15 protein-coding genes are annotated in these 14,338 nt (G+C 61.2%); 9 read left to right on the top strand and 6 right to left on the bottom strand.

The window, feature by feature from the left end; genetic code table 11:
* Nucleotides 1–68: 68 nt before the first annotated feature.
* From A3722_RS10235 to coxB, 5 genes are read right to left on the bottom strand one after another with little or no spacing between them, the layout of a single operon-like run.
* Nucleotides 69–875 (bottom strand): cytochrome c oxidase subunit 3, encoded by an 807-nt coding sequence (locus A3722_RS10235; RefSeq protein ID WP_067621899.1) that lies wholly within the window; start codon nucleotides 873–875, stop codon nucleotides 69–71.
* 35 nt (nucleotides 876–910) lie between these two features.
* Nucleotides 911–1,486 carry a cytochrome c oxidase assembly protein gene (locus A3722_RS10230; protein WP_067621902.1) on the bottom strand — a complete coding sequence of 192 codons (576 nt, stop codon included), beginning with the start codon at nucleotides 1,484–1,486 and terminating at the stop codon, nucleotides 911–913.
* Nucleotides 1,486–1,653: a cytochrome C oxidase assembly protein gene (locus tag A3722_RS10225; RefSeq protein ID WP_067621905.1), complete on the bottom strand. Its 168-nt coding sequence runs from the start codon at nucleotides 1,651–1,653 to the stop codon at nucleotides 1,486–1,488. The genes A3722_RS10230 and A3722_RS10225 overlap by 1 nt, the downstream gene beginning before the upstream one ends.
* On the bottom strand, nucleotides 1,650–2,588 hold the full coding sequence (cyoE, locus tag A3722_RS10220) for a heme o synthase (protein ID WP_067621908.1): 939 nt from the start codon (nucleotides 2,586–2,588) through the stop codon (nucleotides 1,650–1,652). The genes A3722_RS10225 and cyoE overlap by 4 nt, the downstream gene beginning before the upstream one ends.
* 60 nt (nucleotides 2,589–2,648) lie before the next feature.
* Entirely contained in the window at nucleotides 2,649–3,566 is a 918-nt protein-coding gene (coxB, locus tag A3722_RS10215) for a cytochrome c oxidase subunit II (protein WP_067621911.1), read from the bottom strand.
* 180 nt (nucleotides 3,567–3,746) lie between these two features.
* Between coxB and tldD the strand changes: the two genes are divergently transcribed.
* The 6 genes from tldD (at nucleotide 3,747) to A3722_RS10185 (ending at nucleotide 11,502) form a co-directional block, all read left to right on the top strand.
* Entirely contained in the window at nucleotides 3,747–5,168 is a 1,422-nt protein-coding gene (gene tldD / locus A3722_RS10210; RefSeq protein WP_067621914.1) for a metalloprotease TldD, read from the top strand.
* A gap of 96 nt (nucleotides 5,169–5,264) precedes the next feature.
* Nucleotides 5,265–6,425 (top strand): DNA-processing protein DprA, encoded by a 1,161-nt coding sequence (gene dprA / locus A3722_RS10205; RefSeq protein WP_067916108.1) that lies wholly within the window; start codon nucleotides 5,265–5,267, stop codon nucleotides 6,423–6,425.
* Nucleotides 6,426–6,667: 242 nt separating this feature from the next.
* Complete coding sequence (gene topA / locus A3722_RS10200) at nucleotides 6,668–9,340, top strand: type I DNA topoisomerase (RefSeq protein WP_067916106.1); 2,673 nt, start codon at nucleotides 6,668–6,670, stop codon at nucleotides 9,338–9,340.
* 151 nt (nucleotides 9,341–9,491) lie between these two features.
* The gene (locus A3722_RS10195; protein ID WP_067622006.1) at nucleotides 9,492–10,079 is read left to right on the top strand and encodes a L,D-transpeptidase; all 588 of its coding nucleotides are present in this window, start codon (nucleotides 9,492–9,494) and stop codon (nucleotides 10,077–10,079) included.
* Nucleotides 10,080–10,174: 95 nt separating this feature from the next.
* The gene (locus tag A3722_RS10190) at nucleotides 10,175–10,879 is read left to right on the top strand and encodes a CoA transferase subunit A (RefSeq protein WP_067621994.1); all 705 of its coding nucleotides are present in this window, start codon (nucleotides 10,175–10,177) and stop codon (nucleotides 10,877–10,879) included.
* A complete protein-coding gene (locus A3722_RS10185; protein ID WP_067621991.1) occupies nucleotides 10,879–11,502 on the top strand; it encodes a CoA transferase subunit B in 624 nt (207 codons plus the stop codon). The genes A3722_RS10190 and A3722_RS10185 overlap by 1 nt, the downstream gene beginning before the upstream one ends.
* 55 nt (nucleotides 11,503–11,557) lie before the next feature.
* On the opposite strand, the gene A3722_RS10180 is transcribed toward A3722_RS10185, so the two are convergent.
* Entirely contained in the window at nucleotides 11,558–12,373 is an 816-nt protein-coding gene (locus tag A3722_RS10180) for a lytic transglycosylase domain-containing protein (protein WP_201722009.1), read from the bottom strand.
* A gap of 358 nt (nucleotides 12,374–12,731) precedes the next feature.
* Here A3722_RS10180 and A3722_RS10175 point away from each other — a divergent pair, with 358 nt between their 5' ends.
* The 3 genes from A3722_RS10175 (at nucleotide 12,732) to cpaB (ending at nucleotide 14,218) form a co-directional block, all read left to right on the top strand.
* Complete coding sequence (locus A3722_RS10175; protein ID WP_067621986.1) at nucleotides 12,732–12,935, top strand: Flp family type IVb pilin; 204 nt, start codon at nucleotides 12,732–12,734, stop codon at nucleotides 12,933–12,935.
* A gap of 112 nt (nucleotides 12,936–13,047) precedes the next feature.
* A complete protein-coding gene (locus A3722_RS24555; RefSeq protein WP_201722008.1) occupies nucleotides 13,048–13,215 on the top strand; it encodes a hypothetical protein in 168 nt (55 codons plus the stop codon).
* 142 nt (nucleotides 13,216–13,357) lie between these two features.
* Complete coding sequence (gene cpaB, locus A3722_RS10170; protein WP_067621983.1) at nucleotides 13,358–14,218, top strand: Flp pilus assembly protein CpaB; 861 nt, start codon at nucleotides 13,358–13,360, stop codon at nucleotides 14,216–14,218.
* The last annotated feature ends 120 nt before the right edge of the window (nucleotides 14,219–14,338 follow it).

Below are 14,338 nucleotides of genomic sequence, written 5' to 3'. Positions count from 1 at the left end.
CGCGCGAAGAGGGCTTCGCGCGTTTGGGTTTTACGGGTGTGGGGCGCGGATGCAACCCCGCCTTATGTTTAGGGCTGGCCCCACATGTAGACGGCAAAGAAGAGGAACAGCCAGACCACGTCAACGAAGTGCCAGTACCACGCCGCCGCCTCGAAGCCGACGTGGCGTTCGGGGGTGAAGTGGCCGCGCATGGCGCGCAGCAGGCAGACGAAGAGGAAGATCGTGCCGATCACAACGTGGAAGCCGTGGAAGCCGGTCGCCATGAAGAAGCTGGAGAAATACATATCGCCGCCGAAGGTCCAATCGTCATGGACCAGCAGTTCGTAGTATTCGTAAGCCTGCAACGCGGTGAAGAGCACGCCGAGGATCACGGCGATGGTCAGGCCCGAGATCAGGTCCCTGCGGTTGTTCTCATGCGCCAGCGCGTGGTGGGCCCATGTCACGGCACAGCCCGACAGCAGCAGCACCAGCGTGTTGATCAGCGGCAGGTGAAAGGCGTCAACCGCGTGGATTTCGGGCTGGACGTACTCTGAGCCGACATACTCATACATCGGGTAAAGGGCCTGTTTGAAGAAGGACCAGAACCACGCGACGAAGAACATGACTTCGGACATGATGAACAGGATGAAGCCATAGCGCAGGCCGATCCGCACCACACCGGTGTGATCGCCCACTTCGCTTTCAGAGACCACTTCGGACCACCATGCGAACATGACGTAAAGTGTGGCGACCAGCCCGCCCAAGAAGACGAAGGGCGTCATTCCGTGCATCCACAGGACGGCGCCCGCCAGCATGGCAAATCCGCCTACCGACCCCAAAAGCGGCCAGGTCGAGGGGGGGAGAATATGGTAGTCGTGGTTCTTTGCATGGGCCATGGTTGCGGGTCCCTCACCTTTGTTTAATCAGGTCGTTAATTCGTTGTTGTGGCGCTGTCCTGATCGAGGGCGGCATAGCCCTCGGGCAGGTCAATTTCGTAGAATGTATAGGACAGAGTGATGGTATGTACAAACTTCCCATCGCGGTCTTCGACCATTTCCGGATCGACGAAGAAGCTTACCGGCATCTGCACGCGCTCACCCGGTGCCAGCACCTGTTCGGTAAAGCAAAAGCAGTCGATCTTTTCGAAAAACGGCCCGGCGGTATAGGGGGTCACGTTGTAGCTGGCCTGCCCTGCGACCGCATGGTCGGTGGGGTTGTAGGCTTCATAGAAGGCCAGCCCGGTCTCGCCGATCCGCACTTCCATTTCACGCACCACGGGTTTGAACTCCCAAGGCATGCCGTCGTTGAGCGAGCCGTCAAAGCGGACCTTGACGGTCTGGTCCAGCACATCCGCGCTGCCTGCCGATACCTGCCCTGGCGTCCCGCCGAAGCCTGTCACGCGGCAGAACCAATCGTAGAAAGGGACAGATGCCCAAGCCAAACCGCCCATCAGCACCACGACACTCACGGTTTGCATTACTGTTTTCTGAGGACCGGAAAGCGCCATTATTGGGTCACCTCACGCTGATTGGCTGGCAATTCAAAATCCGTTTGCGTGATCTTGACGTAGGTTAACGCCATGATCAGCACCACGAAGGCACCCAGCATCAGGCCCACGCCGATATTGCGGCCACGGCGGCGTTTGTGCAGTTCATGCTCAGGACGAAAGCTCATGCCCAGCCCCCCAATCCAAAGGTGCGCAGGGCGGCTTCGCCCAGAATCGCCCCGAAGTGCAAAAAGAGATAGGCCAGCGACAGACGGAAGAACTTGCGCTCTTCGGCATAATCGTCACCCTCGGCTATGACCTCGTTCCGCTTCCAGATGCGGTAAGCGCCCAGCAGGAAGGCGGCGTTCAAGACCAGCGCCACGGCGAAGTAGAAGATCCCACCGATGGCGGTGAAGGCTGTGCCAATGGCCAGTGCGGCCAGCAGAACCGTGTAGACGAGGATATGCAGCCGCGTCGCCGGGCGGCCGTGGGTCACGGTCAGCATCGGCACTTTGGCATCGTCATAGTCAGAGCGCATGAAGAGCGCCAGCGCCCAGAAATGCGGCGGGGTCCACATGAAGATTAGCGCGAACATCAGCCAAGCCTCGACCGAGAAGCTGCCCGTGGCGGCGACCCAGCCGATCACCGGTGGGAAGGCCCCGGCGGCACCGCCGATGACAATGTTCTGCGGCGTCAAACGCTTGAGCCACATGGTGTAGAACACGGCGTAGAACAGGATGGTAAAGAGCAACATCCCCCCCGCCAGAAGGTTGGTCGCCAGGCCCAGCATCATCACCGACAGACCCGACAGCGCCACGCCGAGGGTCAACGCCTCTCCGGGTTGGACCCGGCCCGAGGGGATGGGACGCCCGCGCGTGCGGCGCATCACCGCGTCGATATCGGCATCCCACCACATGTTGAGCGCGCCCGAGGCGCCGCCGCCGATGGCGATGAACAAGATTGCGCAAAAGCCGATGACGGGATTGACCGAGACCGGCGCGGCCAACAGCCCCACGAAGGCCGTGAAGACGACAAGCGACATGACGCGCGGTTTCAGCAGGGCGAAGTAATCCCCCAGCTGCGCGTCGTATTCACGTGTTGGCGTATTGGTGATGTCAGTCATCCCGAACCCTCCAAGGGTAAACACGGGGCACGGGCCTGCGCCCTGCCCCGTGGCACTGGCTTACTTAGAGGCGACGGTCAGCGGCTGTTCGATGCCCGCATATTCCGCCTTGGCGTTGCCAAGCCATTCCGCATAGGCCTCTTCCGAGACGACTTTGACGGTGATCGGCATATAGGCGTGGGCCTGCCCGCAAAGCTCGGAACACTGACCGAAGTAGACGCCTTCCTGTTCGGCGGTGAACCACAGTTCCGCCAAACGGCCCGGCACGCCATCCTGTTTCACGCCGAAGGCGGGAATGGTCCAAGAGTGGATCACGTCGCTTGCCGTGACCTGCACGACAATGGTCTTGCCCACGGGGATCACCACCGATGTGTCGGTGGCCAGCAGGAAGTCTTCGCGGGCATAGCCTTCGTCTTCGAGCTTGGCGACCATCGCGTCGTTCAACACGAAGGGGGTCACATCTTCGTCGCCGTCACCCAGCGTGGCTGGGGCACCGATCATATAGCTGTCAAAGGCAATCTCTTCGTCGACATATTCATAGGTCCAGTACCACTGGTTGCCGATCGCCTTGATGGTGATGTCCGCTTCGGGGATTTCCTGCTGGCGGAACAGGATCGGCAGCGAATAGGCACCGATCAGCACAAGGACGAGAATCGGCAGGATCGTCCAAGCGATCTCAATCGGGGTGTGGTGCGTGAAGGACGAGGGGTTCGGGTTCCGCTTTTTGTTGTAACGGATCATGACCCAGATGATCAGACCGGTCACGAAAATGGTGATCAGCGTGATGATCACGAGAATCAGGTAATCCAGATCGTGAATATCCTGCGCCAACCGCGTCACAGCGGGTTGAAAGCCTGTCTCGCCGTCAACAGGTCTGCCGATGACATCAAGCCCGTCAATGCGCAGGCTGTCCTGTGCCAATGCAGGCAGGGCGGCAAGGCTGGTCAAAAGACCGGAAAGGGGGAGTAGATGTTTCATATGTCGTCCTGATCTTGTGACCATTAAGAAGCCGATAAGGCACCCCAAACCGCTGCTGCGATCCGGTGCCGTTGTAATCCTGGGTGCTTACAATCATATTCTGCCTACAAGATAAAGTCACATGCTTGCGTCATAGAGCCGCGCGAGACAGTTTTGTGACAGCAAGCAAGGATACCCCCAATGAGCCGCGCGCATTTCACCCCCTTCGAGGCCGATCTGGACCGAGAAACCGCTCTGAGCGTGCTGCGCGAGGCCGTGGCCGGTGCCGATGACGGGGAATTGTTCCTCGAACGGCGCCGCTCCGAGGCACTGGTGTTCGATGACGGACGTCTCAAAACCGCCAGCTACGATGCCGCCGAGGGCTTTGGCCTGCGCGCCGTGCGCGGCGAAGTGGCAGGCTATGCCCATTCGACCGAACTGAGCGAAGCCGCCCTGCGCCGCGCGGCAGAAACGGCGCGGCTGGCGGTGGGCGATGGCGGCGGCACATGGGCCGATGCTCCGCAGGCCAGCAATACGCGGCTCTATACGGACGAAGACCCGATCGCGGGCCATGCCTTTCCGGTCAAGGTCGATACCCTGCGCGAGATCGACGCCTATGCCCGTAGCCTCGATTCCCGCGTGGTACAGGTGAGCGCCACGATCGCGGCCAGCATTCAAGAGGTCGAGATCCTCCGCCCCGAGGGGCATTCGGTGCGCGACGTGCGCCCCATGACACGGGTCAATGTCTCGGTCATTGTCGAGCAGGATGGCCGCCGCGAGAGCGGAGGTGTCGGCGGCGGCGGGCGGATTGGGCTTGATGGCATGCTCGCGCCCGACGACTGGCAGGCCAAGGTCCGCGAAGCCCTGCGCATCGCCTGCGTGAACCTAGAGGCCGTCCCTGCCCCGGCGGGCGTGATGGACGTGGTGCTTGGCCCCGGCTGGCCCGGCATCCTGCTGCACGAAGCCATCGGACACGGGCTTGAGGGCGATTTCAACCGCAAGGGCTCCAGCGCCTTTGCCGGGCTGATGGGCCAGCAGATCGCCGCAAAGGGCGTGACCGTGCTGGACGATGGCACGATCCCCGACCGACGCGGCTCGATCTCGGTCGATGACGAAGGCACCCCCTCGGCGCGCAATGTGTTGATTGAGGACGGCGTGCTGGTGGGCTATATGCAGGACCGTCAGAACGGGCGGCTGATGGGCGGAGCCTCTACCGGGAACGGACGGCGGCAATCCTATGCGCATATCCCGATGCCGCGCATGACCAACACCTATATGCTAGGCGGCGATGCGGCACCGGAGGACATCGTGGCCGACCTCAAAGATGGGATTTATGCCATCGGATTTGGCGGCGGTCAGGTCGATATCACCAACGGCAAGTTCGTATTTTCCTGCACCGAGGCCTACCGCGTGCAAAACGGCAAGATCGGCGCGCCGGTCAAAGGGGCCACGCTGATCGGCGACGGGGCCACGGCGCTGCAGCAGATCCGCGCCATTGGCAATGACCCGACGCTGGACCCCGGAATGGGCAACTGCGGCAAGCAGGGCCAATGGGTGCCGGTGGGCGTGGGCCAGCCGACCCTGATGATCGGCGGGCTGACCGTGGGCGGGGCCGCGACCTGACGACACGTCTGAGTTGAATCGAATGGGTTGGAGAAAATTCATAGGTTGTTAAGCACTAAATCCTATACCTGATTCTGCAACGGACGGAGCTTCGGGATGACTGACAAGGACCTACATCCTTCTTCCACTCACCCCCCACTCCCACCCACCCAGGAAGATGAACAGTTTGCCCGGCTTCGTCTGTTGCGCTCACGCAGGGTGGGCATTTCAACCTACCGGCGTCTGCTGGATGAACATGGCTCTGCGATCAATGCGCTGATCGCCTTGCCCGAAGTGGCGCAGGCCGCAGGCATTTCGGACTATCGCATTTGCCCCGAAGGGGTTGTTCAGGCCGAACTCAATGCCGCCCGCACCGCCGGGGCGCGGCTGCTGGTTCAGGGACAGGCGCCCTACCCCGACCTATTGAATGATCTCGACGATGCCCCGCCCTTTTTGTGGATGATCGGTGACCCATCCCTCCTCACCCGGCCTATGATTTCATTGGTCGGTGCGCGGAATGCCTCCTCGCTTGGGCTTCGCATGGCACGCACCCTCGCGGCGGAGCTTGGGGAGGCTGGGTTTGTCGTCGTCTCCGGCCTTGCGCGGGGCATCGACGCCGCTGCCCATTCCGCCGCGCTTGCCCATGGCACCATCGCCGTGCAGGCGGGCGGGGTCGACATTATATACCCAAGCGAGAATGCAGAACTGGCTGAACAGATCGCGGCGCAGGGGCTGCGCCTGTCAGAGCAACCAATAGGTCTGCAACCGATGGCGCGGCATTTCCCACGCCGCAACCGCATCATCTCTGGCCTGAGCCGGGCAACCGTGGTGGTTGAGGCAGCGGCCCGCTCGGGCAGCTTGATCACCGCACGCGATGCATTGGATCAGGGGCGCGACGTGCTGGCGGTGCCCGGGCACCCGATGGACGCGCGCGCGGCGGGCTGCAACATGCTGATCCGCGATGGCGCAGTGCTGGTCCGCTCCGCCGCTGACGTGCTGGAGGTTTTGCCGGAGTTGGCCACGCAGGGGCCCGAATTACCCCGACGCAAGCCCGCGCCGCCCCCACTTCGGGCAAAAACGCCTCCGCCAAACCGCGGCCCCGTCGCAAAGCTCCACGCGCAGATCCTCGCCCGCCTCGGCCCCGCCCCAGTCGCAGAGGATCAGTTGATCCGCGATCTGCAAGTGCCCAGCAGTGACGTGGCCCCTGCCCTGCTTGATCTTGAGATGGAGGGGGAAATTCAGCGTCAGCCGGGCGGGTTGCTAAGCCGTTCCGCCTGACGGCGTCGCACATTTCGGCCCGCTCAAACCATAGCTGCGCCGTGGCGCCTCCGCGAGGCACAGCCCCGGCCAAGGCGCCGCCGAAAGCCGCCCGTCATTGGCGGCAATACGGCCCATCCGCCCTGCCAAACCGCTGCGCGCCAAACCCCTCATCCGCAGCAGCCGCATTGACAAACACCCCCGCCATCCCACATGAGACAGCGCAAAGCCGCCCTCATTTTTGATCTAAGGTGCCTGTATTTATGCCCGTCGTCGTTGTCGAATCCCCAGCCAAGGCCAAAACGATCAACAAATATCTGGGCGACGATTACACCGTTCTCGCCTCTTACGGCCACGTCCGGGACTTGCCGCCAAAGGACGGATCGGTCGACACCGACGCCGATTTCGACATGAAATGGGAAGTCGCCTCCGACAGCAAGAAACACGTCAAAGCCATCGCCGACGCGCTGGCCAAAGACAACGCACTGATCCTCGCGACTGACCCCGACCGCGAAGGCGAGGCGATCAGCTGGCACCTGCAAGAGGCGCTGACCAAGCGCAAGTCGATCAAGAAAGACACGCCCGTCAGCCGCGTCGTCTTTAACCAGATCACCAAAAAGGCCGTGACCGAGGCGATGCAGAACCCGCGTCAGGTCGACATGCCGCTGGTCGAGGCCTATCTCGCCCGCCGCGCGCTGGACTATCTGGTGGGGTTCAACCTCTCTCCCGTGCTTTGGCGCAAACTGCCCGGCGCGAAATCCGCCGGACGTGTGCAATCGGTCACCCTGCGCCTGATCGTCGAGCGCGAGATGGAGATCGAGGCTTTCCGCGCCCGTGAATACTGGTCGGTAAAAGCTCTGCTCTCTACGCCGCGCGGCCAAGAGTTTGAGACACGCCTTGTTTCGCTTGCAGGCAAAAAGCTGGATCGCTTCGATCTGGCCGACGCCACGCAGGCCGAGATGGCCGTGCAGGCGATCACCAGCCGCGCGCTGAAAGTGATGAACGTCGAGGCGAAACCGGCCAGCCGCAACCCCTCGGCCCCTTTCATGACCTCGACCCTGCAGCAGGAAGCCAGCCGCAAATTCTCCATGGGCGCGCGCCAGACCATGTCGACCGCGCAGCGCCTTTATGAGGCCGGGCACATCACCTACATGCGGACCGACGGCATCGACATGGCGCCCGAAGCGGTGAGCATGGCGCGTGATGCGATCGCTGACCGTTTCGGCGCGGATTACGTGCCGAAAGAGCCGCGTATCTATAAAAACAAAGCGAAAAACGCTCAGGAAGCGCACGAATGTATCCGCCCCACGGATATGACCAAAGACGCGAAGACACTGAAGCTCGATGCCGATCAGGCGAAGCTTTATGACCTGATTTGGAAACGCACGCTGGCCTGCCAGATGGAAAGCGCCCGGCTGGAGCGCACCACGGTTGAGGTCGGCAGCGATGACGGTCAGGTTGGCCTGCGCGCCAATGGTCAGGTCGTGCTGTTCGACGGGTTCTTGCGGGTCTATGAAGAAGGCCGTGATGATGTGGTCGATGAGGACGACAAGCGTCTGCCACAGATCAGCCAAGGCGACGCGATGGACAAACGCGCCGTCACCCCGGAGCAGCATTTCACCCAGCCGCCGCCGCGCTATACCGAAGCCACGCTGGTTAAACGCATGGAAGAGCTCGGCATCGGCCGCCCCTCGACCTATGCCAGCATCGTCACCACGATTCAGGACCGCGAATATGTTCGCAAGGATGGCAACCGTCTGATCCCCGAGGATAAGGGCCGGCTGGTCACCGCATTTCTCGAAAATTACTTCCGCCGCTACATCGGCTATGATTTCACCGCCGATCTCGAAGACCAGCTTGATAAGGTCAGCGCGGGCGATGCCGCCTATAAGGAAGTGCTGCGTCGCTTCTGGCGTGATTTCTCGGCGGCGATTGCAGAAACATCCGAGTTGCGCATCACCGAGGTCTTGGAAAAGATCAATGAGGTGCTCGAGCCCCATCTTTTCCCGCCGACCGAAGACGGTGGCGACCCCCGGCTTTGCCCCAATTGCGAAATTGGCCGCCTGTCGATGCGCACGGCCCGTTCGGGCGGCGCCTTTATCGGCTGCTCGAACTACCCCGAATGCCGTTACACACGCCCCTTTGGCCCGCCCGATCCGGAGGCCGAAGCCAGCGCCATCCCTCCCGACGGGAAGCTGCTGGGCGAAGATCAGGGCGACGAAATCCGTGTCTTCAAGGGCCGTTTCGGGCCTTACGTCCAGCGCGGGCCGGTGACTGAGGAAAACAAAAAACCGCCGCGCCAGTCGATCCCCAAGGATTGGGTGCCCGAGGATCTGACGCTGGAACAGGGCGTGATGCTGCTGTCGCTCCCGCGTGAAATCGGCCCCCACCCCGAGGATGGCGTCATGGTCTGGGCCAATATCGGCCGCTACGGGCCTTACATCAAACACGCCGAAAGCACCTCGGACCGGGGCGGCACCAATGCCAACCTTGAGGGCATCGATGAGGTTTGGACCGTCGGCATGAACCGCGCGGTGCAGCTTTTGGCCGAGAAGGTTGCCAGCCGTGGTGGCCGTGGCAAGGCCGCAAAACCGATCCGCGAGATGGGCGAGCACCCGGATATGGGCGGCGCGGTCAATGTCATGGAAGGCAAATACGGGCCTTACGTGAAGTGGGAAAAGGTCAACGCGACGATCCCGAAAGAGATCGAGCCGGGCGACCTGACCATGGAACGCGCGGTCGAGTTGATCGAAGAGAAGCTCGCCAAGTCCCCCGCCAAACGCAAGGCGGCGACCAAGAAGGCACCGGCCAAGAAAGCCGCGGCCAAAAAACCCGCGGCAAAGAAGGCGGCAGCCAAGAAAGCGCCCGCCAAAAAGGCTCCGGCCAAGAAACCCGCCGCGAAGAAGCCGGCGGCGAAAAAGGCCGACAGCGCGTAATTACGCCGCCAGACCACAGCGGCCGCGCCGGGGATCGGCGCGGTTCCGCCTGTGGGCGGCGTTTACATCCAACATCATGAATATGTGATTTGCCATCTCCCTTCGATTTTCCGATCAGGGAGCCGGCAAGACCAATATGAAAGGCAGATTGATGTCAGGCATTAAATTCACCCGGCGTGGCGTGATCGCCGCGAGCGGTGCGGCGCTAATGACCCCGCAAATCCTGCGCGCGCAGGAATTCGGCCAAGCGGCCCGCGAGTTTTCCAACGAAGCCCCTGTTTCGCGCAATGCGTCGAGCTTTGCCACGCAGCGTTGGCAGGACCACTTTGACAGTCTTGGCAAAGGCGCGATCGTGGCCGACACCATCAGCCGCGCCCTGCATTATTGGAGCGCCGACGGCCAGACCTACAAGGTCTACCCGACCTCCGTGCCCGCCACCGAAGAGCTGACCAAACGCGGCTACACCGAAATCGTGCGCAAGAAAGAGGGCCCCGATTGGACCCCGACCGCGTCGATGATGGAACGCTTCCCGCACTACAAATACATGCCGCCCGGCCCCGATAACCCGCTTGGCACCCATGCGATGTATCTCAGCTGGCCTGCCTATATCATCCACGGCACCCATGACACGCGCAAGATCGGACGCCGCTCCTCGGACGGCTGCATCGGTCTCTATAACGAGAAGATCGAAGAGCTTTTCGGCATGTGCCCCGTCGGCACGCAAGTGCGTATCATCTGACCCTTCTGGGCGGCCTCGCTGCGTAGCACCACGTAATTGACACTGCGACGACGCAGGGTCACATATGGCGCAACGAAACCAGAGGGAGGTCGCCCGTGAACAAAATCTATGGATCCGCCGCCGAAGCGCTGGAAGGCGTTCTGTCGGATGGCATGCTGATCGCCGCGGGGGGCTTTGGCCTTTGTGGCATTCCGGAATTGCTGCTGCAGGCGATAAAGGAAAACGGGGCCAAAGACCTCACCTTTGCGTCGAACAACGCGGGCGTCGATGATTTCGGCATCGGCATTCTGCTGCAATCGCGGCAGGTGAAAAAGATGATCTCCTCCTACGTGGGCGAGAACGCCGAGTTCATGCGCCAGTACCTCTCCGGTGAGTTGGAGTTGGAGTTCAATCCCCAAGGCACTTTGGCCGAACGCATGCGCGCGGGCGGTGCGGGCATCCCGGGTTTCTATACCAAGACCGGCGTCGGCACCCAGATCGCCGAGGGCAAAGAGGTCAAACAATTCCGGGGCGAGGATTACATCCTCGAAGAGGGCATCTTTGCCGATCTGTCGATCGTGAAAGCGTGGAAAGCCGACGACACCGGCAACCTTGTCTTCCGCAAGACCGCGCGCAACTTCAACCCGCCTGCCGCGATGTGCGGTAAGGTCTGCATCGTCGAGGTCGAAGAGATCGTCCCGCGTGGCAGCCTCGACCCCGATAAAATCCACCTGCCGGGCATCTACGTGCATCGCATCATCCAAGGCGATCACGAAAAGCGCATCGAAAAGGTCACGACACGCAAGCGGGAGGAAGCATAATGCCTTGGGATAGAGATCAGATGGCGGCGCGGGCCGCAGAGGAACTCGAAGACGGCATGTATGTGAACCTCGGCATCGGGATTCCGACGCTGGTGGCGAACTACGTTGGCGACAAGGACATCACCCTGCAGTCGGAAAATGGCATGCTGGGCATGGGCCCTTTCCCTTTTGAGGGCGAAGAAGACCCCGACCTTATCAACGCTGGGAAACAGACCATCACCGAGCTCAGCCGCACCGCCTATTTCGACAGCGCCATGTCCTTTGGCATGATCCGCGGCGGCAAGATCGCGGCGGCGATCCTCGGTGCCATGGAAGTGGCCGAGAACGGCGATCTGGCGAACTGGATGATCCCCGGCAAACTAGTCAAAGGCATGGGCGGCGCGATGGACCTTGTCGCCGGCGTCAAACGGGTCATCGTGGTGATGGACCACCAGAACAAAGCGGGTGAGTCGAAGGTGCTGAAGGAATGCACCCTGCCGCTGACCGGCAAGGGCGTGGTTGACCGGATCATCACGAACCTTGGCGTGCTCGACGTGGTCGAAGGCGGTCTGAAGATCGTTGAATGCGCCGATGGCGTGACCGAGGACGAGCTGCGCGCCGCGACCCAAGCGACCATCGTTTAACAACCGCCCCGGCGGCCCCCCTCGGCGGCATCCGCCGGGGGCACAGCTTTCGCGATCAGTTCATCGCGGCAAAGACGCAGCCATCGCTGATCAGTTCCGGCGGTGTCAGGCAAAGCCCCTGCGCGACTTGAAAAGCGGCCAGCACCTTGGGCACATAGTCGCGCGTCTCAGCAAAAGGCGGCACGCCCGCATGTTTGCGTACCGACCCCTCCCCCGCATTATAGCCCGCCAGTACGAGAATCGGATCGCGGTCGAACTCCCCCATCAGCCAATTAAGGTATTTGACCCCGCCTGAGATATTCTCGGCTGCGACCATACTGTCGCCTACGCCAAAGCGGGCAGCGGTATCGGGCATCAATTGCATCAGTCCAGCCGCCCCGGCCCGGCTTACCGCATCGGTACGTCCCGCCGATTCCACGCTGATCACCGCCAGCACGAGCGCCGGAGAGACATTCGTGCCGACCGTGGCGCGCAGGATGTCCACCCCATTGCTGCGCGCGATATCTTGCAGGTGCTGCAGGCGCGGCGCGGGCACCTTACCCGTTGAAAGCGCCGCCATCGCAGGCGCCAACCGCCCCGCCCCGCCGCGGTCTGCTGCGGGAGAGACCTTATCCCAGAACCAATCGAACTGCCCCGCATTCAAAGGCGCAATCGCGCCGCTTGGCGTGGCGGCCACGGCGGGGCCTGTGTCGACCTTTGCCGCGGCAGCTGCGCGTGCGGCCGGGTCAATTTGAACGGTGATGCGTTTGGCCCCCGTCTTGGGCGGGCCGACCCGTTTGGCGGAAAACTCAGGAAAAGGTTTCGGGCCCTCTGCCACAACGGCGGGGCCCATAAGGGCCGTGACCAGCGAGACTGCCAATATACGATACATGCCTGCTCTACCTTGCGTCTGACGCGCCTTTGTTCGGCAATATCTCACGAATCGTGGAATCGGGCCAGCGTTTGAGGCGGGGATCATGGCGATTTCGCCGCAATTACCCTCTCAGACGACGGGAAAGCGCAGCAGGAAGCTGCGGTATAACAAATAAACATAGACTAAACAGAGGGTTAATAAGTTTCTGCAAGAAAAATGAGAACGGTCTGAAAAAGGCGCAGTTGCTGCCAAATTCGCGCCCCAATCTGACGGCTATATAGGGTCATACCAAGTCGGACAGCCTCAATGAGAGAACGAGGCAAACCGGACGGCGAGGTTAAAACCTTTTACTCAGTGATCCTTGGAGGGACATGACATGATGAACTTTATCAAAAACTTCCGCAAAGACGAAGACGGTGCCGTGACAGTTGACTGGGTCGTTCTGACCGCTGCGATCGTTGGTTTGGCTGTTGTTGCTTTCAACACGATTGGTGACAACACTGCCGCTCTGACCACCGAGATTGGCGACGCCATCGGTGACGTTTCGGCAACGCGGACACCCGCTGATCCCGGCACCTAAGTCTACGCCCGAGCGAAACCGATAGGTTCTACGAAGATTTAGGACCGCCTCCCTCTTGGGGCGCGGTCCTTTTTCAATGCCAAGGTAAAGCACATCTATTCATAGGGTACGTATGCGCAGCCATTTCAAGAAATTCTTCTGTGACCAAAACGGCGCCGTCAGCGTTGATTGGGTTGTCCTGACCGCCGCGCTGGTGGGTCTGGCGATCTTGGTGCTGAGCGTATTTTCAGACAGCCTTGACGGGCTTGTCGAATACATCCGGGTCCAGCTGACCGCTTAAGACAACGGCGCCGCAAAAACGCACCACGGCAAGCTTCATCGCATCGCCGCCGTGGCGACCAAATCTCGCCATATTCGGCGGCTATTCTGCCGAGGTGATCAAAGCGGGCCGAGACTCGCTTCCATAGCAAAGAGGTGACGACATGCGAGCCGTATTCGGATTGGTTCTTTTGGTGGGCATAGCGCTTGCCGGCGGGGCCGTTTATCTGGCGAAAGACCGGATTTCACAGTATCAAACCGCGAACGCGCAGGCCCAAGCTGCGCTGGCGCAAGTGGTGCCAACCAAAACCGTTTGGGTGGCCGACAAGCCCCTGAAATACGGTCAGCCCCTCACCCGCGAAGATGTGCGCGCCGTCAAATGGCCCGAGAATGCCATCCCCGAGGGCACATTCTTTGAGGAAACCGTGCTGTTTCCGGAAAACACCAAAGATCAACGCATCGTGCTGCGCAACATCGAGAAAGATGAAGCGATCATGGCCGTGAAGGTGACCGAACCGGGCGAAGATTCCGGTCTGACCTCGCGTCTGGCACGCGGCATGCGTGCCTTTGCTCTTAAAGTCGACGTTTCCAGCGGCGTGTCGGGCTTCCTGCGTCCCGGCGACCGGGTGGATGTCTATTGGACAGGCCGCGTGAACGTGGGCAACCAATCCAGCAACGGCGATGTAACCAAACTGATCGAATCGGCCGTGCAGCTGATCGCCATCGACCAAAGCGCAGATGCGTTGGTGATGGGCGAAGCCTCGATCGCCAAGACCGTGACCGTGGCCGTGAACCCTCAACAGGTCGCCGCCCTTGCCCAAGCGCAATCAACTGGCCGTCTGTCCCTTGCTCTGGTCGGCACGAATGACGACACCGTAGCCGAGGCCATCGAAGTCGACCAACGCTCGCTTCTGGGCATCGAAGCGCAGGAAACCATCGCAGAGGTCGCCAAAGAAAAGGTTTGCACGATCCGCACCCGCCGCGGGGCCGAGGTGGTCGAACTGCCGATCCCCTGCACAAATTGATCCGATAACAACCTCTTGCTAAGCTAAAAAAGACGCCGCAGTCCCCCTGCGGCGTCTTATCCATTTTTCTGTTATGTTGCGAATAGCCCACATGCACAGCACCCCTGAAGAGCTTGATTC

It is taken from the genome of Sulfitobacter sp. HI0027 (assembly GCF_001634775.1).
In the GTDB taxonomy this organism is placed as follows: Bacteria; Pseudomonadota; Alphaproteobacteria; order Rhodobacterales; family Rhodobacteraceae; genus Sulfitobacter.
The sequence above is the reverse complement of the archived record's forward strand: the minus strand, read 5'-3'. Positions and strand labels throughout refer to the sequence as shown.

Excerpts from the sequence above, each read along its gene's own strand:
- A3722_RS10235 (WP_067621899.1), bottom strand. The coding sequence starts at position 875 with ATGGCCCATGCAAAGAACCACGACTACCATATTCTCCCCCCCTCGACC.
- A3722_RS10230 (WP_067621902.1), bottom strand. The coding sequence starts at position 1,486 with ATGGCGCTTTCCGGTCCTCAGAAAACAGTAATGCAAACCGTGAGTGTC.
- A3722_RS10225 (WP_067621905.1), bottom strand. The coding sequence starts at position 1,653 with ATGAGCTTTCGTCCTGAGCATGAACTGCACAAACGCCGCCGTGGCCGC.
- cyoE (WP_067621908.1), bottom strand. The coding sequence starts at position 2,588 with ATGACTGACATCACCAATACGCCAACACGTGAATACGACGCGCAGCTG.
- coxB (WP_067621911.1), bottom strand. The coding sequence starts at position 3,566 with ATGAAACATCTACTCCCCCTTTCCGGTCTTTTGACCAGCCTTGCCGCC.
- tldD (WP_067621914.1), top strand. The coding sequence starts at position 3,747 with ATGAGCCGCGCGCATTTCACCCCCTTCGAGGCCGATCTGGACCGAGAA.
- dprA (WP_067916108.1), top strand. The coding sequence starts at position 5,265 with ATGACTGACAAGGACCTACATCCTTCTTCCACTCACCCCCCACTCCCA.
- topA (WP_067916106.1), top strand. The coding sequence starts at position 6,668 with ATGCCCGTCGTCGTTGTCGAATCCCCAGCCAAGGCCAAAACGATCAAC.
- A3722_RS10195 (WP_067622006.1), top strand. The coding sequence starts at position 9,492 with ATGTCAGGCATTAAATTCACCCGGCGTGGCGTGATCGCCGCGAGCGGT.
- A3722_RS10185 (WP_067621991.1), top strand. The coding sequence starts at position 10,879 with ATGCCTTGGGATAGAGATCAGATGGCGGCGCGGGCCGCAGAGGAACTC.
- A3722_RS10180 (WP_201722009.1), bottom strand. The coding sequence starts at position 12,373 with ATGTATCGTATATTGGCAGTCTCGCTGGTCACGGCCCTTATGGGCCCC.
- A3722_RS10175 (WP_067621986.1), top strand. The coding sequence starts at position 12,732 with ATGATGAACTTTATCAAAAACTTCCGCAAAGACGAAGACGGTGCCGTG.
- A3722_RS24555 (WP_201722008.1), top strand. The coding sequence starts at position 13,048 with ATGCGCAGCCATTTCAAGAAATTCTTCTGTGACCAAAACGGCGCCGTC.
- cpaB (WP_067621983.1), top strand. The coding sequence starts at position 13,358 with ATGCGAGCCGTATTCGGATTGGTTCTTTTGGTGGGCATAGCGCTTGCC.